At 73.5% G+C, this 19784-nt stretch carries 13 protein-coding genes and 2 tRNA genes; 10 read left to right on the forward strand and 5 right to left on the reverse strand.

What is annotated here, in order from left to right:
- Positions 1-25 precede the first annotated feature (25 nt).
- Positions 26-1681, forward strand: coding sequence for a long-chain fatty acid--CoA ligase (locus tag ACF08B_RS08225; RefSeq protein ID WP_392316703.1), 1656 nt, complete (start codon positions 26-28; stop codon positions 1679-1681).
- Positions 1682-2191: 510 nt separating this feature from the next.
- On the opposite strand, the gene ACF08B_RS08230 is transcribed toward ACF08B_RS08225, so the two are convergent.
- Positions 2192-3424: an MFS transporter gene (locus ACF08B_RS08230; RefSeq protein ID WP_392316607.1), complete on the reverse strand. Its 1233-nt coding sequence runs from the start codon at positions 3422-3424 to the stop codon at positions 2192-2194.
- A gap of 135 nt (positions 3425-3559) precedes the next feature.
- Between ACF08B_RS08230 and ACF08B_RS08235 the strand changes: the two genes are divergently transcribed.
- The gene (locus tag ACF08B_RS08235) at positions 3560-4144 is read left to right on the forward strand and encodes a TetR family transcriptional regulator (RefSeq protein ID WP_392316608.1); all 585 of its coding nucleotides are present in this window, start codon (positions 3560-3562) and stop codon (positions 4142-4144) included.
- A 36-nt stretch (positions 4145-4180) separates the two neighbouring features.
- Here ACF08B_RS08235 and ACF08B_RS08240 read toward each other — a convergent pair whose 3' ends face one another.
- Complete coding sequence (locus ACF08B_RS08240; protein ID WP_392316609.1) at positions 4181-8743, reverse strand: PAS domain-containing protein; 4563 nt, start codon at positions 8741-8743, stop codon at positions 4181-4183.
- 311 nt (positions 8744-9054) lie between these two features.
- Positions 9055-9555, reverse strand: coding sequence for an SSI family serine proteinase inhibitor (locus tag ACF08B_RS08245; protein ID WP_392316610.1), 501 nt, complete (start codon positions 9553-9555; stop codon positions 9055-9057).
- Positions 9556-9775: 220 nt separating this feature from the next.
- On the opposite strand from ACF08B_RS08245, the gene ACF08B_RS08250 reads away from it, so the two are divergent.
- Positions 9776-9866 (forward strand) — tRNA-Ser (locus tag ACF08B_RS08250).
- Positions 9867-10062: 196 nt separating this feature from the next.
- A tRNA-Arg gene (locus tag ACF08B_RS08255) sits at positions 10063-10135 on the forward strand.
- Between the two features lie 48 nt (positions 10136-10183).
- On the opposite strand, the gene ACF08B_RS08260 is transcribed toward ACF08B_RS08255, so the two are convergent.
- Positions 10184-11443: an esterase/lipase family protein gene (locus tag ACF08B_RS08260; protein ID WP_392316611.1), complete on the reverse strand. Its 1260-nt coding sequence runs from the start codon at positions 11441-11443 to the stop codon at positions 10184-10186.
- Positions 11444-11635: 192 nt separating this feature from the next.
- Positions 11636-12127 (reverse strand): MarR family winged helix-turn-helix transcriptional regulator, encoded by a 492-nt coding sequence (locus ACF08B_RS08265; RefSeq protein ID WP_392316612.1) that lies wholly within the window; start codon positions 12125-12127, stop codon positions 11636-11638.
- An 84-nt stretch (positions 12128-12211) separates the two neighbouring features.
- Between ACF08B_RS08265 and ACF08B_RS08270 the strand changes: the two genes are divergently transcribed.
- From ACF08B_RS08270 to ACF08B_RS08295, 6 genes are all read left to right on the forward strand, one after another.
- Positions 12212-12580 (forward strand): HGxxPAAW family protein, encoded by a 369-nt coding sequence (locus tag ACF08B_RS08270; RefSeq protein ID WP_392316613.1) that lies wholly within the window; start codon positions 12212-12214, stop codon positions 12578-12580.
- 119 nt (positions 12581-12699) lie between these two features.
- Complete coding sequence (locus ACF08B_RS08275; protein WP_392316614.1) at positions 12700-13578, forward strand: DUF2797 domain-containing protein; 879 nt, start codon at positions 12700-12702, stop codon at positions 13576-13578.
- A gap of 100 nt (positions 13579-13678) precedes the next feature.
- Positions 13679-14419, forward strand: coding sequence for a response regulator transcription factor (locus ACF08B_RS08280; RefSeq protein ID WP_392316615.1), 741 nt, complete (start codon positions 13679-13681; stop codon positions 14417-14419).
- Positions 14416-16050 (forward strand): ATP-binding protein, encoded by a 1635-nt coding sequence (locus ACF08B_RS08285; protein WP_392316616.1) that lies wholly within the window; start codon positions 14416-14418, stop codon positions 16048-16050. Before ACF08B_RS08280 ends, ACF08B_RS08285 begins: the two co-directional genes overlap by 4 nt.
- A gap of 14 nt (positions 16051-16064) precedes the next feature.
- Positions 16065-17564, forward strand: coding sequence for a glycosyltransferase (locus ACF08B_RS08290; protein WP_392316617.1), 1500 nt, complete (start codon positions 16065-16067; stop codon positions 17562-17564).
- Complete coding sequence (locus ACF08B_RS08295; protein WP_392316618.1) at positions 17561-19777, forward strand: ArnT family glycosyltransferase; 2217 nt, start codon at positions 17561-17563, stop codon at positions 19775-19777. The genes ACF08B_RS08290 and ACF08B_RS08295 overlap by 4 nt, the downstream gene beginning before the upstream one ends.
- The last annotated feature ends 7 nt before the right edge of the window (positions 19778-19784 follow it).

The raw sequence follows: 19784 nt of genomic DNA on the forward strand, positions 1-19784 counted from the left end.
AGGCAATGTCGCCCTGGAGGACGCCGTGCTGAGCACCATGCAGGACGTACCGCTGACCGTCACCCGCATCCTCACGCACGGGGTGCTGGTGCACGGACGGTCCCGGATCATCACCTGGACCGGGGAGGACGAGCCGCAGCGGCGCAGCTTCGCCGAGGCCGGGGCGCGTGCGGTGCAGCTGGCCAACGCCCTGCGGGACGAACTCGGCGTCCGCGGCGACGACCGGGTCGCCACGCTGATGTGGAACAACGCCGAGCACGTCGAGGCCTACTTCGCGATCCCCTCCATGGGCGCGGTCCTGCACACCCTGAACCTGCGGCTGCCCGCCGAGCAGCTGGTGTGGATCGTCAACCACGCCGCGGACCGGGTCGTCATCGTCAACGGCTCGCTGATCCCGCTGCTCGCCCCGCTGCTGTCGAAGCTCCCGACCGTCGAGCACGTCGTCGTCTCCGGGCCCGGTGACCGGGCCCCGCTGGACGGCACGCACGTCCGGGTCCACGAGTACGAGGAACTGATCGCCGGCCGGCCCACCACCTACGACTGGCCGGAGCTGGACGAACGCCAGGCCGCCGCCATGTGCTACACCTCCGGTACCACCGGCGATCCCAAGGGCGTGGTCTACAGCCACCGTTCGATCTACCTGCACTCCATGCAGGTCAACATGACCGAGTCGATGGGGCTGACCGACCAGGACACCTCGCTGGTCGTGGTGCCGCAGTTCCACGTCAACGCCTGGGGCCTGCCGCACGCCACGTTCATGACCGGCGTCAACATGCTGATGCCCGACCGCTTCCTGCAGCCCGCGCCGCTCGCCGAGATGATCGAGCGGGAGAAGCCGACCCACGCGGCGGCCGTGCCGACCATCTGGCAGGGCCTGCTCGCCGAGCTGCACGCGAAGCCGCGCGACGTCTCCTCCCTCACCCAGGTCACCATCGGCGGCTCGGCCTGCCCGCCCTCCCTCATGGAGGCCTTCGACGCGCTCGGCATGCGGGTCTGCCACGCCTGGGGCATGACGGAGACCTCCCCGCTCGGCACGGTCGCCCGGCCCCCGGCCCACGCGGTCGGCACGGACGAGGAGCTCTCCTACCGCCTCACCCAGGGCCGCTTCCCGACCGGCGTCGAGGCCCGCCTCACCGGCCCCGGCGGGGAGCGCCTGCCCTGGGACGGCGAGTCGGCCGGCGAACTCGAGGTCCGCGGCCCGTGGATCGCGGGCGCCTACTACAACGGCCCCGACGCCGAACCGCTGCGTCCGGCCGACAAGTTCAGCGAGGACGGCTGGCTGAAGACCGGTGACGTCGGCACCATCTCCGCCGACGGCTTCCTCACCCTCACCGACCGCGCCAAGGACGTCATCAAGTCCGGCGGCGAGTGGATCTCCTCGGTGGAGCTGGAGAACGCGCTGATGTCCCACCCGGACGTGGCCGAGGCCGCCGTGGTCGCCGTGCCCGACGACAAGTGGGGCGAGCGTCCGCTGGCCACTGTCGTCCTCAGGGAGGGCGCCACGGCCGACTTCCGCAGCCTGCGCGTCTTCCTCGCCGAGGAGGCCCGCATCGCCAAGTGGCAGCTGCCGGAGCGCTGGACGCTGGTCCAGGCGGTGCCGAAGACGAGCGTGGGCAAGTTCGACAAGAAGGTCCTCCGCCGCCAGTACGCGGACGGCCAGCTGGACGTCACCAACCTCTGAGCGCGCGCTCCCGTGACACCGAGGCAGCATCACGCTGCCCGGTGTCACGGGCGTCTGCGCACGGACGCCCACCGTGGTGCCGGTGGGGGCGCACTCCTGGGACGGCGGCCGCGCCGGTCCCCGTTGCCTCGCGCCGACACCGAGGCCCGTGTCGACCGTCGGCCGGACGTCTCCCCGCTGCCGCGGCGGTACGCGCCGGCCTCCGGGACGACTCACGACGGGCCCGAGCTCCGACGGCCCACCGCGCGGCCGGCCGCCTGCCCCCGGCCCACCGTGGTGGCCGATGCGTGGCCTACGCCCAGGACGACGCGAGGACCAGCCGGTGGCCGGCACGGCTCAGAGCGAAGGCCGGCTTCCGCTCTGGTTCACCACGGGGCCTGGCGCCCGCCACCCCTCACCGCGACGCCGGATCCTCGCCCTCGTTCACCGCGACGCCGGATCCTCGCTCCCGTTCACCGCGGGGCCGGCCGCCCGCTCCCGTTCACCGCGGGGCCGGCAGCCCGCTCCCGTTCACCGTGAGGCCGGCCGCCCGCCGCCCAGCGCCGTGCTCGCCCAGCCCAGGGTCAGCCATACTCCTGCCACCGCGCAGACTCCGGTCCAGCCCCAGTGGCCGAAGGCCGGGCCCGCCGCGGCGGAGGCCAGGGCGCCGCCGGCGAAACCGGAGACGACGTAGGCGGTGTTGGCGGTGGCCGGGGTGGAGGTCGTCGTCAGGGCGAGGGTCTGGTTGGCGACGTGGGACGCGACCAGGGCGGCGTGGACGACCGTGGCAGCGGCGAACAGGGCCGCCAGGACGTGTCCGCCGAGCCAGAACAGCGGTACGGCGACGGCCGCAAGCACATAGGCCGTGCCCACCACCCGTGCCGCCCCGAACCGGTCCACCAGGCCTCCGGCCAGCGGGGCCACCGCGCTGGCCGTCAGGCCGAAGAGCCCGAACAGACCGGCGGCCGCGGTCGACATGCCGTAGGCCGGGCCGGTCAGCAGGAGCGCGAGGGAGGTCCACAGCGCGCTCCACGCGCCGAACATTCCCGCCTGCCGCAGGCACGCCCGCCACAGGTCGGGCGAGTGGCGCAGCAGCCCCGGCAGTTCGGCGACGCCGGAGAAGAGGGAGAAGAACCCGCCCTGCCGTGCGCGCCGCTCCGGCGGCAGGGCCAGGGCGGTGGCCAGACCCAGCGCGAGGGTCAGTACCGCGGAGCCGGCGAAGACCCAGCGCCAGCCGAAGGCCTGCCCGGCGAGTCCGCCGACGACGCGTGCGGCGACGATGCCGGTGAACAGGCCGGCGATGACGGCCGCGACATGCCGGGCGCGCCGGTCGGCGGGCGCCCGCGCGGCCACCAGCGGGACCAGCAGCTGCGGTACGACGGTCGCGGCGGCGGCGGCGAAGACGGCGACCGCGAGGGCGGTGGTGCCGGGGGCGGCGGCCGCGCCGACCAGCGCCAGCGCGGTGGCCACGGACAGGCCGGCGACGAGCGGGCGCCGGTCGACGCGGTCGCCGAGCGGGGCGAAGAAGAGCAGCCCGGCCGCGTAGCCGAACTGGGCGACCGAGGCGATCCAGGTCACGGCCGAGGGGACCGTGCCGAAGTCGTGGGCCATGAGGGGCAGCAGCGGGGCCGCCAGATAGATGTTGGCGGCCGTGACCGCGGTGCAGACGGCGATGAGCAGGAGGAAGAGGGAGCCGGAGACGGGCTGCTCGCGGACCGCGGCCCGGACCTCCCGTGCCTGCTGGGTGCTGGTGGCTGACGGCATGAGCGGGACTACTCCTTGGAGCCGACTCTCACAACTAACTGGTTGGTTGGAACTGTTGCAACAGCGTGCCCCTGGCCGTCATTCCCGTCAACCACATAGTTGGTTGCCTGATGTCCGCGGTCCTACCCTGTCCGCATGGGAGCAGTCAGGGACCCCGAGGCCACCAAGGCCCGCATCTTCGAGGCGGCGGTGGCCGAGTTCGCCCGGCACGGCATCGCGGGCGCCCGCATCGACCGCATCGCCGACCGGGCGAAGGCCAACAAGCAGCTGATCTACGCCTACTTCGGCAACAAGGCCCAGCTGTTCACCCGGGTCCTGGAGAGGTCGATGCTCGACCTGGCCGTCGCCGTGCCCGTCGACCCCGACGACATCGAGGGCTGGGTCGACCGGGTGATCGACTACCACGCCGACCACCCCGAGGTCCTCCGTCTGCTCTTCTGGGAGGGCCTGGAGTACGGCGCGGCCACCGAACTGCCGGACGAGAGCGAGCGCCGGGAGCACTACCGCCGGAAGATCGACGCGCTGCGGGACGGCCAGGAGCGGGGCGTGATCACCGACGCGATCCCGCCGCGCGATCTGCTCTTCCTGCTGATCGCCCTGGCCAACTGGGCCTCCGTCGTGCCCCAGATGCACCGCATCGTGGTGGGCGCCGAGGACACCGACCGGGACCGCCTGCGCGCCTCGATCAGGGAGGCGGCCCGGCGGCTGGTCGCCCGCTGACCCGGCCGCCGGGCACCAACGGCGCCCGGAGGACGGCTAGTTGGTCCCGATCCGCGCGAGCAGGTCGACGATCCGGTCCTGCACCTCGGTGCTGGTGGACCGCTCCGCGAGGAACAGCACCGTCTCGCCCGAGGCCAGCCGGGGCAGGTCGGCCTGGTCGACGGCGGCGGTGTAGACGACCAGCGGGGTGCGGTTGAGCCGGCCGTTCGCACGCAGCCAGTCGATGATCCCGGTGGCGCCGGTCTGCATCCGCTGCACCTGCATCAGGTCCATCACCACGAGGTTCGGCCGGAACTGCCCCGCCAGCGTCACCGCGTCGTTGTCGTTCGCGGCACGCGCCACCTGCATCCCGCGCCGCTCCAGCGTCGAGGTCAGCGCCAGCGCGATCTCCGCGTGCTCCTCGATGAGCAGCACCCTCGGCGGATGCTGCTCGGAGTCGCGGGGCGCGAGCGCCTTCAGCAGCACGGCGGGGTCGGCGCCGTACGCCGCCTCCCGGGTCGCCTGCCCGAGCCCGGCCGTGACCAGCACCGGCACCTCGGCCGCCACGGCGGCCTGGCGCAGCGACTGGAGGGCCGTGCGCGTGATGGGCCCGGTCAGCGGGTCCACGAACAGCGCGGCGGGGAAGGCCGCGATCTGCGCGTCGACCTCTTCGCGGGAGTGCACGATGACGGGCCGGTAGCCGCGGTCGCTCAGCGCCTGCTGGGTCGTCACGTCCGGCGCGGGCCACACCAGCAGCCGGCGCGGGTTGTCCAGCGGCTCCGGGGGCAGCTCGTCGTCGAGCGGCTGCGGCCGCGGGGTGTCCGCCACCTCCACGGCACCGCCGGGACCGTCCAGCGGCTCGGGCCCCTCGGCGGAGTTCGGCTCGGGTGCGCCTATGGCGTACGACCGTCCGGCGCCCTCCGTCCCCGGGACGAGCCGGGACTGCCCGGCGAGCGACGACGGGGACACGGGCGCCTGGCCGCCGAGCGAGGGCTGCGGCACGGGCACCTGCCCACCGAGCGAGGGCTGTTCGGCGGCCGGGTGCGGCCGGGCGGCCTGCTCCGGCTGCGGCTCCGGGCGGGTGGCCGGGTCCGGGGGCGTGCCCAGCTTGCGGCGCCGGCCCGAACCTCCCGGGGTGTGCGGGGGCGGGGTCGCCGTGGGCTGCTGCACCTGCGCGGCCTGCCGCGCGAACGGCACGCCCTGTCCCAGCGTGCGGACGCTGATCGCCCTGCCCTGGGTCGAGTTCGGGTCCGCGGCCGCGGCCTCGGCGGGCAGTGGCTGCGCCGCCCGCTGCGCCTGGGCGCCGGTGTGCCCGGCGGGCAGCGCGGTGCCCGCGGCGGGGGTGCCGGCCGGGTTCACCCGCGGTACGGGCGTACCCGCGCCGGAGGTGTCACCGGAACCGGGCCACTGCTGGGGCACGGTGGCCGCGGGCGTCCGGCCGGTGGCCGACTCGGCGGGCAACGGCTGTGCGGCCGGCGGAGCCACCGGGGTGCCGGCCGGCGGGGTGTTGGGTTGTGCCGCGGGGGCCCGCTGCGCCTGGGCCGGGGGGACCGGCACGGACTGGCCGGCGGTGCCCTGCGCGGGGACCGGGGGCGGGGACTCGGCCACCTGCCGGCCGGGCACGGAGGCACCGGGCTGGGCGGCGGGCCGGGTGCCGGGCACAGCCTGCGCGGCGACCGGGGCCTGGCCGGGGACGTCCGGCGCGGCCTGGACGGGAGCCGCCGGAACGCCCTGGGCGGGGGCGGCCTGAGCCGGCACGACCGGGACGGCCTGGGGCGCCGTGCCCTGCACCGCGGTCCCAGCGGGAGCGACCTGTCCCGGCACGCCCGGCTCGGGCGCGGGCGCCATCGGCTGGGCGCCCTCGGCGGGCTGGGCCACGGCCCGGCGGCGCCGGCCCGTGGGGGCACTGGTGGGATGCGGCTGCGGCGGGGTGTGGTCCTCGGCCTGGCCGAGCGGTACGGCGTCGTGGCGGCCGTCGTCCCCGGGCAGTCCCTCGACGGACACCGGAGGCTGCGCGGGCACCCGCACCTGTCCGGGCAGCACCCCCGCCACCGGAGCGGGAACGGCACCGGCGGCCTGCGGCTGCCCGTCGGCACCGGGCCCCACGGGCACACCGGCGCCGGGACCGTTCGTGACAGCGGCACCGGGACCCACCGGTACCCCGGTGCTCGGGTCGACCGGTACACCGGCACCCGTGGGGGGCACCGGCACGCCGGCACCCACGGGTGTACCCGGAGTCGCGGCGGCCGGGTTCGGCGTCGTGCCGCCGTCGGGTGCCGCGACCGCGCCGGCGGACTCGGGTGAGCGGTCGGCGTCGGCCGGGGGCAGCGCGAAGACCGTACGGACGCCGGCCGCCTCCGCCTCCTGGGCCGCGGCACGCTCGGCCGCGGCGGCCAGCGCACGCCGGCGCCGTCCGGTCGGCTGTGCGTCCTCGGCCGGCACCGGCTGCGCACCGGCCGCGGGCAGGGCGGGCGGCAGCGCCGCCTGCGGTGCGTCGGCGTCAGGGAGGGCGCGGTGGCCCGGGGGCACGGGGACGCCCTGCGGCGGTACGGCCCCGCCCAGTCCCGTGTGGGAGGCGGCGGCCCCGGCCGCGTGCTCGGCCGCGGTCACCACGGCACCCTCGGCCACACCCTGGCCGTCACCGGCGCCGCCGGCGATCTCGGCGGGACGCCCGCGGCGGCGCCCGGTACCACCGGACCCGTTCTCCGTACTCTCGGCCGGAACCTCGACGGCCTCGTCGGCGGGCGCACCGGCCCGTCGGCGGCGCCGGCCCGTCGGCGTGGGCGCCTCGCTGTCACCGGCTGCCTCACCGGCGCCCGGCACGTCGCTCTCCAGGAAGGCGTCCGTCGAGGACCGCCTGGCCCGCCGCCGGCCGCCACCGGAACCGCCCGGCTCGAGGGGCGTGGACTCCTGCGGCGCCCGCTCGAGCGCGGCCGGAAGCTGCGCGGCGACCGCACCGGCGCCACCGCCGAGCGGAACCTCCAGCACGTACGCGCTGCCGCTCATGCCCGGTACGTCGTGCGTCTGGAGCACGCCGCCGTGGGCGCGCACGATGCCGCGCACGATCGGCTCGTGCACCGGGTTCCCCCCGGCGTACGGGCCGCGCACCTCGATCCGCGCCACCTCGCCGCGCTGGGCGGCGGCGACCACGACGGTGTTGTCCAGGTAACCGCCCGCCGACACGGGCGTGTTGCCGGTCGCGTCGACACCCGCCACGTCCGCCACCAGGTGGGCGAGCGCGGTGGCGAGGCGCTGCGGGTCGACCTCGGCCTCGATGGGCGGCGCGTGCACCGCGAACTGCACCCGGCCGGGACCGATCAGCTCCACCGCCCCGTCCACACCGGCGGCGACGACGGCGTCCAGCATCACCTTCGTCCGGGTGACGTCGTCGGCGCCCGCGTCCAGCCGCTGGTACCCGAGGACGTTGTCGATCAGGGTCGTGATCCGCGAGTAGCCGGCCGAGAGGTGGTGCAGGACCTGGTTGGCCTCGGGCCACAGCTGTCCGGCGTCGTCGGCGGCCAGGGCGGACAGCTCGCGGCGCAGCTGGTCCAGCGGCCCGCGCAGCGACTGCCCGAGCAGGGTCAGCAGCTGCTCGTGCCGCCCGGCCAGGGCGTCGAACCGGTCCTTCTCCCGCTCGGCGAGCGCGGCGTACCGCTCCTCGCCCGCCGCCAGCGCCTCCGCGTGCTTCTCGTCGAGTTCCTCCAGCTCGCTGACGTGCTGCTGGCGCAGCGCGGTCAGGTCGGAGGCGTGCTCCTCGGACAGTCGCTCCAGCTCGTCGGCGTGCGCCTTCTCCAGCGCGTCCTTCTCCTCGACGAGGGTGTCGTACGGCCGCCGGTCGGTGAAGGTCATGACGGCGCCGACGAGCTGGTCGCCGTCGCGCACCGGCGCGGTGGTCAGGTCGACCGAGACCTGCTCGTCGCCCTTGGACCACAGCACCTGCCCGCGCACCCGGTGCTTGCGCCCGGAGCGCAGGGTGTCGGCGAGCGGCGACTCGTCGTACGGGAAGGGGGAGCCGTCGGCGCGGGAGTGCAGCACCAGGGTGTGCAGCTCCTTGCCGCCCAGTTCACCCGCCCGGTATCCCAGTATCTGGGCGGCGGCCGGGTTGACGAGCACGATCCGCCCGTCGGTGTCGGTGCCGACGACGCCTTCCGCCGCGGCGCGCAGGATCATCTCGGTCTGCCGCTGGGAGCGGGCCAGCTCCGCCTCGGTGTCGACGGTCCCGGAGAGGTCCCGCACGACGAGCATCAGCAGCTCGTCGCCGGTGTAGCCGTAACCGTCGTACGCCTGCTGCCCGTTCTCCAGGTTCGCGCTCGTGACCTCGACCGGGAACTCGCTCCCGTCGGTGCGCCGGGCGATCATCCGCGTCGGCTTGGTCCGTCCGCGCGGGTCCATGTGATCGGGCCGCCGCATCGATCCGGGGATGAGCCGGGAGTCGAACTGCGGGAGCAGATCGAGCAGGCCGCGCCCCACGAGCGCGGTCCCCGGTGCCTCGAACGCCTCCAGCGCGATGGTGTTGGCGTTGACGACGGTGCCGTTGGCGTTGACCAGGACCAACGCGTCCGGCAGCGCGTCGAGTATGGCTGCGAGGCGAGCAGCGCCTCGGGATGGCCTGCTGCTCACGAGACGCTTCCTCCCTGTTACCGCACCTTGCCGACCGCTCGGGCCATCTTGCCAACCGGCCCGCGACGTGTCACGCGAGGGAGTCTAAGCGCACGGGTTGCGGTTGCGACGCCGGATGAGAGGGAGGTCCCACGAGGAAGTGACGGCGAACGCGTGACCGCCCCCTCCGACTTCGCCGTACCTTCGCGGGACCTTTACGTCCCCGTTGATCCCGCGAGGAGCGGACCGTGGCAGGCCACGGCGCCGGTGGAGGCGTTCCCGGGCGACTGGACGTCCCCTCGCCGGACCCGTGGGCGGGTGGCCGAGGGGACCTACGCCGAGGGTGTCGCGCCGAGCCGTGGCAGCAGCGGCACCATCCGGTCCCACCGCCCGATCTCGCAGCCGTTGCTGCGGTCGTACGAGGCGTCGACCGGGTGTCCGGCCCAGGTGCCGGTGACGTGGGCGGTGGCCGGCCCGCCGTAGACCATGGTGCAGGCGCTGCCGGGGTCCACCGGGGCGAACGGGTCCCGGCCCCACCGGGTGTGGGTGTCGAGCACCTGGCAGGCACCGGCCACGTCCGGGTGACGGCCGGCGCCGGGGTGACAGGACACGTCGTAGGTGCCGTCCCGTCCGGTGCCGGCGTGGCGGACGACGACGGTGAGGTGATCACCGCCGTGGCGGGCGGTCCGCGGGGCTTGGTCCTCGGGCCGGGCGGGCGGCGGCGCGGCACCGGCCGCCAGGGCGGGTACGGCGGTGAGCGGGACGAGGGAGGCGACGGCGGCGAGGGACGACACGAGGACGCGGCGCCCGGCGACCGGCAGAACAGAGACCATGCCCTCTCCAACGCCCCGGTCCGCCGGACGTTGCGCCGCCTCCCGGGGGGCTTCCGCCCCCGCGGCACCGCCGCGCCGCCGCCACCAGGCACGCCCGACGGGGAAGCCCTTTGCCCTGCGGCCCGACTGCCTAGTACCGTGGGGGGCGATTGGTGACACCGCACCCGACTGTGTCATCATCTGCACGCACCGATCACGCGCTCGCGTGAGCGGTTGTGCTGGAGGCGTCGCCTAGTCCGGTCTATGGCGCCGCACTGCTAATGCGGTTTGGGCCTTAAAGCCCATCGAGGGTTCAAATCCCTCCGCCTCCGCACCGATCCCGAAGCCCCGGTCCTCTGGACCGGGGCTTCGGCGTTCACGGCCCACACGCCCCACTGGACGTTTTCGCAGGTCACAAGGGGTGTGCGGATCGGATTTCACATGACGGCGGCAGTCATGTAATGTTCTTCCTGTCGCCGCGAGCGGGCCGGAAGGGCCGGGAGCGGAGACGGAAAACAGAATAAACAAGCACTCGTAGCTTAACGGATAGAGCATCTGACTACGGATCAGAAGGTTGCAGGTTCGAATCCTGCCGAGTGCACAACAGACCAGAGGCCCTGCGGATCACTCCGCAGGGCCTCTGGCTTTTTCAGCCGACGCTCACGATCTCGTTCACGATCCACGCGCCGAGTTCCTCGGTCATGGTGGTGTGGCCCTCGTTGCGGCCGGCGCACACGAAGGCGTCGAGTTCGCTGTGATCCGGTGTGATCGGCCGGTACAGCGCCTTCGGGTCGCTGATGTCCCCGGCGGCGACGGCGCTGATGCTGGGGATGAAGCAGGACGTGCCGATGACGTCCGGGTCCACGGTGTTGCCGAGAAGTCCCATCAGCAGGGCGGCCAGGCCGAAGCTTCCGGTGTCGCCCGCGGGGGACGGCACGGTGAACAGGCCTCCGGGAGCACCGTCGATCTCGGGCAGCCCGCTGGTGCGCACCGATGTCGGCTCGTCGTCCGCCTTCTGCAGGCGCGCGACGACCTGGTCGCCCTGTGCCTGGATCTTGAGCCATGTGTCGATGAGCGTCTCACCGTTGCACTTCACCGCGGTCGCGCCGGCCGGAACGCCGTTGCCGGCGCCGGTGTCCACGCCGTTGGCGACACCGATCTTCCGGACGCCCCGGGGCCATCCCCCGACCTCGTCGAGCGCCTTGAGGAAGGCGGCCCGCTCCGGTGCCTGCGCCGGGGTGTCGCCCGCCTTCTCGATGTGCCACCGGGCCATCTGCCGTGCGGCGGGGCTGTTGAGCATTCCGGAGAACTGGCGCAGGGCGGGCCCCACCACGGGAGCCTCCCCCCACTTGTCCGTCGCGAAGTGCGTGAAGGCCTGGAGGGCGACGGGGAACCACGCGCCCTGGTGGGGGGTGTCGTAGGAGACGTAGGTGGACGTCTCGTGGTCGGGGAGCGCGGGGTCCCACTCCATCCTGGCCAGGGCGTAACGGGTGATCAGCCCGCCCATGCTGAAGCCGCCCACGGTCAGCTTCGCCCGGCCGGCCCGCTCGGCGATGGCCCGGCGGATGCAGTCGATCGCGGTGTCGGCGTTGGACCTGATCGACGCCGTGCGGTCGTTGTAGCCGAGGATGACCACGTCGCGGCCTGTCGCGTGGAGCTCGGAGACGAAGCGGTAGTCGCCGTTCTCCTCCAGGCCGTGCCAGAGCTGGTCGAGGTTGCTCGACCCGTTCGAGAAGCCGTCGGAGAGGATGACGGGCCTGATGAGCTGCCGGCGGTTCAGCGGGCTGTAGTAGACCCACGCCGTTCCGCCGTCGAGGACCCATTCGTCGTGTGGTTCCGGCGCGGGGGGAAACGAGGAGCGGGCGTTCGGGGAGACCGGGCCCCAGACGTCAACGACAGGTGCGGACATGATCAGTCGACTCCTTGCGCAGTTCACGGGTTCGCCGAATTGACCGGTCAAGCTCACTTTGTGTAGTGAAGTGGTGACCGTGTGACAGCATAGTCACACGGCACATGCCATTTGGCTACACTCAGTAGTCGTGTGGTGTCGTCGTCCGGTGCGATCCGGCTGCCCGGTGAGGGCCGGAGGCGGGGGAGCGGCTCAGCACTCCTCCGCGGGATCGTTCCGGTTCAGCTTCTCCAGATACTCGTGGGCCAGGGCCGTGGCCCGGGTGAACCAGTCCGTGATGATCGCCAGCTCGTCCGCGGAGTAGTCGGCGAACAGCACCGTCAGACGTTCGTAGTGGCCCGCGTACACCGCCTCGACGCGGGCGACGGCGGCCGGCACGGCGGCCACGCGCACCCGGCGGCGGTCCGCGGAGTCGGGGCGCCGGGTGACGTAACCGGCGCGTTCCAGGCGATTGAGGATGCCCGTCACCGCGCCCGTGGTGACGTGGGCGCGGGCCGCGAGATCACCGGCGGTGAGCAGGTTCTCCCCGGACTCCAGGACGAAGGCGAAGCACGTGAGGTCCGTGACGTTCAGGCCCAGCCGCCGGGCCAGCTCCTGCTGGCCGATCAGGTGAGCGGCGATGAGGTGGTCCATCGCCGACAGCGCCTGGGCCGGGGTGGCGGGCGGTCGGGGCGTGCCGTGCATCTTTCGGAATCCCTTACTTCGTGAGATATTCGGAGCGCCAAACTTCTTAGTGCGTGAGGGAATCTCTTCCCTGGAGGCGGCTCCATGAGTCTGTACGACGAGGGTCACACGATCGCCGGCTGGACCGGTGTCGGTATCGCCACGATCGGAAGCGGTGTGGCGGGCTGGGGGGTCTGCGCGGCCTCGCCGCCGCTGATCGGTGCGGGGCTGGCGGTGGTGGCGGTGAGCGCCCTGGTGACGTGGTTCCTCCACCTCACCGGCTGGGGCAAGCCGCCGGGCGTACGTCCGCGCGGCGAGTGGGGCATGCGGACCCGCGACACCCAGGCCCGCGCCGGCCACCCGGGCTGCGTGGGCTGCCGCCTGGCGGGCCGCGGTCGCCGCCCACTGGCCGTGACGCCCGCCGCCCCCGCGCCGATCCGCGCCGAAACGGTCCCTCTGTCACCTGTCGAGTGAACCCACGTTCTGCGCAGGGCAGTTGGTGATCGCCTGTCGCGGCTTCGGGCCCTTGGCCACCCTGTCCCCGCCGATCGCCCCCATCCCGATGTCGGACCCCGGTTCTACCCTGACGGGTGATGGCGCGGATGTGGAAGTGCTCGGGGCTGCGGTGGGACGTGGCCGGTCCCGTGCTCGTGTGGGACGGCGGGCGGCGCAGTGTGCTGCCCCGGGGGAAGCGGGTCGCCTTCGCGGTGCCGGAGGCGGGCGGGCGGACGTGCACGGGGGCGCGGGGGCATGCCTGTCCGGTGCGGGCGGCCGTGTCGGGTCGGAGCACGGGAGCCCGCTGCGAGGAGTGCGCGCGGCTGGACCGGGCGCACTCCGTGGCCGCCGACACCCTGGCCGACGACCCCCGGCCGTACCGCGTCTACCTGGCCTGGTTCGGTCCCGGCATGGTCAAGGTCGGCATCACCGCCGTCGAGCGCGGCCCGGCCCGGCTGCTGGAGCAGGGTGCCGTCTGTTTCAGCTGGCTCGGCTCCGGCCCGCTGATGGCCGCCCGGCGCACCGAGGAGCTGCTGCGGGCCGCGTTGCGGGTGCCCGACCGGATCCCGTACGCCGAGAAGCGGGCGGTGCGGTCGGTGCTGCCTACGGCGGAGGAGGACCGCGCCGCCGAGGTGCGGGAGCTGCACGCGCGGGCCACCGCACTCGCCGGGTGGCCGGAGTCGCTGCGACCGGCACCGTGCGAAGTCGTCGATCACGTCCGGGCCTTCGGGCTGGACGGCGTTCCGTCGGCGCTCGGTGAGGTCGCGGAACTCGTGCCGGGCGGGGCGTTGAGCGGTGAGCTGGTCGCCGCCGCCGGTCCCGATCTGCATCTCGCCGTCGGCGCGCGGGGTGTCGTCGTCCTCGACACCCGTCTGATGGCCGGCTGGGAGCTGACGCCCACGGCCGAGGACGTCGACGGACTCACCCTGCCCGTAAGGGAGTTCAGGAGGAAGCGGGAGCAGGACGGGCTCTTCTGAGGGCTTCCCGGCGGTTCCCTGTCCGACGCCTGTGGGTTTCTCAGGAAAATCACAGACGGGGGAAAGCCTGCTCTCAGAGGGTCCCGACAGGGTGTGCACCATGACCACGACCTCGCCCCAGGGGCGCACCGAACTGCTGAGGCCGGACGGGAGCCCCGTCCGCGTGCTGGTGGTGGACGACGAGCTGTCGATCACCGAACTGCTGAGCATGGCTCTTCGTTACGAGGGCTGGCAGATCAGGAGCGCGGGAGACGGGCAGGGGGCCGTCCAGACGGCCCGTGAGTTCCGGCCCGACGCCGTCGTGCTCGACATGATGCTGCCGGACATGGACGGGCTCGCCGTCCTCGGCCGGCTGCGCCGCGAACTGCCGGACGTGCCGGTGCTGTTCCTGACCGCCAAGGACGCGGTGGAGGACCGTATCGCGGGACTCACCGCCGGCGGCGACGACTACGTCACCAAGCCGTTCAGCCTGGAGGAGGTCGTCGCCCGGCTGCGCGGACTCATCCGCAGGTCCGGCGCCGCCGACCGGCGCTCGGAGTCCGTCCTCGTCGTCGGGGACCTCACCCTCGACGAGGACAGCCACGAGGTCTCGCGGGCCGGCGAGTCCATCCACCTCACCGCCACCGAGTTCGAACTGCTCCGCTTCCTCATGCGCAACCCGCGGCGCGTGCTCAGCAAGGCGCAGATCCTGGACCGGGTCTGGAGCTACGACTTCGGCGGACAGGCCAACGTGGTCGAGCTGTACATCTCGTACCTGCGCCGGAAGATCGACGCCGGCCGGGAGCCGATGATCCACACCCGGCGTGGGGCCGGCTATCTGATCAAGTCCGCCGTGTCATGAGCGGACGACGACGGACGCGTCCGCAAAAGCGCCGGGCCGGACAGCCGCGCACCCTGCGGACACGGCTCGTCGTCGCCTCCGTGGTGCTGATCGCGGTGGTGTGCGCGGTGATCGGCACGGTGACCACGCTGGCGCTGCGCAGCCATCTGTACGAGCAGCTCAACGGGCAGCTGAACGAGGTGGCCTCGCGCGCCTCGGGCTCCTTCGGCCCCCCGGGGCAGCGGCCGCGCGGCGGTGCCGTACCGGGCGGGCAGTCGTTCGATAAGCACCCCACCAAGCTCACCGAGTTCGTCACCGTGGGCCCGCAGCCCCAGGGCACCATCGCGGCCAAGGTCGAGAACGGCGTCATCACCGACGCCAGGCGCGGGGTGAAGTCCACCAGCGACCTCCAGATGAACGCCAGGACGCTGACCGACGCCCAGCTCGCCGCCCTCCGGTCGGTCCCGCGGGTGGACGGGCAGCAGCACACCGTCGCCATTCCCGGGGAGGGCCGGTACCGGGTCGAGTACCGCACCGGCGACAACGGCTCCTACTACGTCGCCATACCGACGTCCGGCGTCGACAACACCATCGACACCCTCGTCCTCGTCGAGGTCAGTGTCACCGCCGCCGGTCTCGTCGCCGCCGGTATCGCCGGGTACGTGCTGGTCGGCGTCGCCACCCGCCCCCTGCGCAGGGTCGCCCACACCGCCACCCGGGTCTCCGAACTCCGCCTGCACACCGGCGAGGTGAACCTCAGCGAGCGCGTCCCCGAGTCGGAGTGCGACCCGCACTCCGAGGTCGGCCAGGTCGGTGCCGCGCTCAACCGCATGCTGGACCACGTCCACGGCGCCCTGCACGCCCGCCAGCAGAGCGTGACGCGGGTACGGCAGTTCGTGGCCGACGCCAGCCACGAACTCAGGACCCCGCTCGCCTCCATCCGCGGCTACGCCGAACTCACCCGGCGCGGGCGCGAGCGCGTCGGCCCCGACACCCGGCACGCCCTCGGCCGGATCGAGTCCGAGGCCGGCCGGATGACCCTGCTCGTCGAGGATCTGCTGCTGCTCGCCCGGCTCGACGCCGGCCGGCCGCTCCAGTTCGAGCAGACCGACCTGATCCCGCTGGTCGTCGACACCGTCAGCGACTCCCGCGCGGCCGGCATGGACCACAACTGGCGCCTCGACCTGCCCGACGAGCCGGCCCCCGTCTCGGCGGACGCGGCCCGGATCCAGCAGGTGCTGGTCAATCTGCTGGGCAACGCCCGCAAGCACACCCGGCCCGGCACCACCGTGATCGCACGCGTCCAGCGGCGCGGGGCGTGGATGTGCGTCGACGTCGAGGACAACGGACCGGGTATCCCCGCCGAGCTGCTGCCGCACGTCTTCGAGCGGTTCGCGCGGGGCGACTCCGCGCGCTCCCGGGCCACCGGGTCCACCGGGCTCGGGCTCGCGATCGTGCAGGCCGTCGCGGCGGCGCACGGCGGTGCCGTGACCGTGGACAGCGTCCCGGGGCGCACGGTCTTCACCGTGCACCTGCCCGCGCTCGCCCCCACCGGTTCCCGGCCGGCGCCCGTGGCGATGCCGACGGGGAACCCGGCCGCGCACTCACAGGCACAGCACAGTCCCACCACATGGGCGCGACAGGGCACTTGAGGAAAGTCGGTCCCATGCGAACCGACTCTTCTCCCGGCACCCTGCCGGCGCGGGAGCACCTCCCGGCCACAGACGCCGGAACGCCTGTCCTGGACGTAGTGATCCCCGTCCACAACGAGGAGAAGGACCTCCGGCCGTGCGTCCGCGGACTGCACGAGCACCTCACGCGGACCTTCCCGTACGCCTTCCGCATCACCGTCGCGGACAACGCGTCCACGGACGGCACCCCGCTGGTGGCGGCACGGCTGGCGGCGGAGATCCCGGAGGTCGCCACCTTCCGGCTGGAGCAGAAGGGCCGCGGCCGCGCCCTGAGGACCGTGTGGTCCGCGTCCGAGGCGCCGATCCTCGCCTACATGGACGTCGACCTGTCCACCGACCTCAACGCCCTGCTGCCGCTGGTGGCTCCCCTCATCTCCGGCCACTCGGACCTCGCCATCGGCTCCCGGCTCGCCCGTAGCTCCCGGGTCGTGCGCGGCCCCAAGCGGGAGTTCATCAGCAGGGCCTACAACCTGATCCTGCGCGGCTCCCTCCAGGCCCGTTTCTCCGACGCGCAGTGCGGCTTCAAGGCGATCCGGCGGGACGTGGCGCAGGCGCTGCTGCCGCTGGTGGAGGACACCGGCTGGTTCTTCGACACCGAGATGCTCGTCCTCGCCGAGCGGGCCGGGCTGCGCATCCACGAGGTGCCGGTCGACTGGGTCGACGACCCCGACTCCACCGTGCACATCGTGCGGACCGCCACCGACGACCTCAAGGGCGTCTGGCGGGTCGGCAAGGCGCTGGCCACCGGTTCGCTGTCGCTGGACCGGCTCACCCGGCCCTTCGGCGACGACCCCAGGGACCGCGAACTGCCCGACGTGCCCAGGGGACTGGCCCGCCAGCTCGTCGGGTTCTGCGTGGTCGGCGCTCTGTCGACGCTGTTCTACCTGGCGCTCTACAGCGTCTTCCGGCAGTTCTCCGGCTCCCAGGTCGCCAACGCGCTCGCCCTGCTGGTCTCGGCGGTGGCCAACACCGCCGCGAACCGGCGGCTCACCTTCGGGGTGCGCGGACGCGGCGGGGCCGTCCGGCACCAGGCGCAGGGCCTGGTCGTCTTCGGCATCGGGCTCGCCCTGACCAGCGGCTCCCTGGCCGCTCTCGGCGCGGCCACCGACAGCCCGGCGCACTCCACCGAACTGGCGGTGCTCATCGCCGCCAACCTCGCCGCGACCGTGCTGCGCTTCCTGCTCTTCCGCGCCTGGGTGTTCCCGGACCGGAACGAGACCGGCGGTGCCTCGCCGGTGACGGCCGCCTCGCCGGTGACCGCCGCCTCGTCGGTGGTCGCCGCCCACGTCCCTTCCGCACCGGGCCCCGTGCCGGCCGCGCCGCTCCCGCACCGACCGGTGCCCCACCTGTCGTACGACCCCTACCCGACCACCCAGGTCCGCGCCGGTGAGGCCGCGGACGGCAACTGGAGGGACGCCACGATGCGGCTGCAGCCGGTGCGCCCTCACGACACAGAGCCGGGGGACCCCCGATGACCACCCACTACGACCAGCCGACCGGCGAGCAGTCCGCCGCCCCCGCCGGGGGCCCGCCCTCGGCCGCTCCCCCACGGGCTCCGGAGGCCGGCGCGCCCGGGCGGCCCTTCGCCCGCCGGCTGTGGCGCGGCCGGCCCGAGGACCCGCGCTGGGTGCGCCCCGCCTTCCTCGGACTGCTGGCCACCACCCTCCTGCTGTACCTGTACGACCTGAGCGCCTCCGGTTACGCCAACTCCTTCTACTCGGCGGCCGTGCAGGCGGGCAGCAGGTCCTGGAAGGCGTTCTTCTTCGGCTCGCTGGACGCGGGCAACGCCATCACCGTCGACAAGCCCCCGGCCTCGCTGTGGCCGATGGAGCTGTCGGTGCGCGTCTTCGGCCTGCACTCGTGGGCGATCCTCGCGCCCGAGGTGCTGATGGGGGTGGCGACCGTCGCCGTCGTGTACGGCGGGGTGCGCCGCCGCTTCGGCCCGGAGTCCGGTCTGATCGCGGGTGCGGTGCTCGCGCTGACGCCGGTGGCGGCGCTGATGTTCCGGTTCAACAACCCGGACGCCATGCTGGCGCTGCTGATGGCCGTGGCCTGTTACCTGGTGGTGCGGGCGGTGGAGGACGGCCGGACGAAGTGGCTGGTGTGGGCGGGTGCCGCGATCGGTTTCGCGTTCCTCGCCAAGACGCTCCAGGCGTTCCTGATCCTGCCGCCGCTCGCGCTCGTGTACGCGGTCTGCGCGCCGGTGCCGCTGAAGAAGCGCTTCGGGCAGCTGGCCGCCGCGACGCTCGCGCTGGTCGTGTCCGGCGGCTGGTGGGTCGCGGTCGTCGAGCTGTGGCCGGCCTCCTCCCGCCCGTACATCGGCGGTTCCCAGAACAACAGCTTCCTGGAGCTGACCTTCGGTTACAACGGACTCGGCCGGCTGAACGGCGAGGAGACCGGCAGCGTCGGCGGCGGAGGCGGCGGCGCGGGCGGCACCGGCATGTGGGGCGAGACCGGCTGGGACCGGATGTTCGGCTCCGAGGTCGGCGGCCAGATCTCCTGGCTCCTGCCTGCCGCGCTGATCCTGCTGGTCGCGGGCCTCGTGGCCACCGGGAAGCTGAAGCGGACGTCGGTCACCCGCGCCTCGTTCCTCGTCTGGGGCGGCTCCCTGCTGATGACCATGGCCGTCTTCAGCTACATGGCGGGCATCTTCCACCAGTACTACACCGTGGCCCTCGCCCCCTACCTCGCGGCCGTGACCGGCATGGGTGCCGGGCTGCTGTGGGAGAAGCGGCGGGAGACGTGGGCGTCGATCACCCTCGCCGCCTCCGTGGTCGCGGCGGCGGCCTGGGGATACGTGCTGCTCGACCGCACCTCCGACTACCTGCCCTGGCTGAAGTGGCTGGTGCTGGTCGGTGGTCTGACCGCCGCGCTCGGTCTGGTCTTCGCCGGCCGCGTTCCACGGCGGCTCGCCCTCGGGGCGGCGGCGGTGGGCCTCGTGGCGGCGCTGGCCGGACCGACGGCGTACACGCTCAGCACGCTCCAGCAGGGCCACACCGGCTCGATCGTCACGGCCGGTCCGGCGGGCGCGAGCACGATGGGCGGCCGGGGCGGCGGTCCCGGCGGCGGTGGCGGTGTGCGCGGCGGGTTCCCCGGCGGCATGCCGGGTCAGAACCAGCAGAACGGCAACGGCAACGCCAACGGCGGTACGCAGGGCCGGAACCAGCAGGGCCAGAACCAGCAGGGCCGGCCGGGCAACGGCTTCCCGGGCGGTGGCATGCCGGGTCAGCAGGGTCTGCCCGGCACGCAGAACGGCAACGGATTCCCCGGCGCCGGACGGACGGGTGAAGGCGGCATGGGCGGTGGCGGTGGCGCCGGCGGCCTGCTGAACGGCGCGAGTGTGTCCGCCGAGGCCAAGAAGCTGCTGGAGGCGAACGCGTCCGACTACACCTGGGTGGCCGCGTCCGTCGGCTCGCAGAACGCGGCGAGCTACCAGCTCACCACGGGGCACCCGGTGATGGCCATCGGCGGCTTCAACGGCACCGACCCGTCGCCGACCCTGGCCCAGTTCAAGAAGTACGTGGCGGACGGGCGGATCCACTACTTCATCGCCGGCGGCGGCATGGGCGGGGGCGGCAACAGCGGCACGTCCTCGCAGATCAGCTCCTGGGTGCAGAGCAACTTCAAGAAGGTGACGGTGGGTTCGGCCACCTTCTACGACCTCACGCGCGCGACGACGTCCGGCTGACCGGAAA

The sequence above is a fragment of the Streptomyces sp. NPDC015139 genome (assembly GCF_043079785.1).
GTDB classification, from domain to species: domain Bacteria; phylum Actinomycetota; class Actinomycetes; order Streptomycetales; family Streptomycetaceae; genus Streptomyces; species Streptomyces albidocamelliae.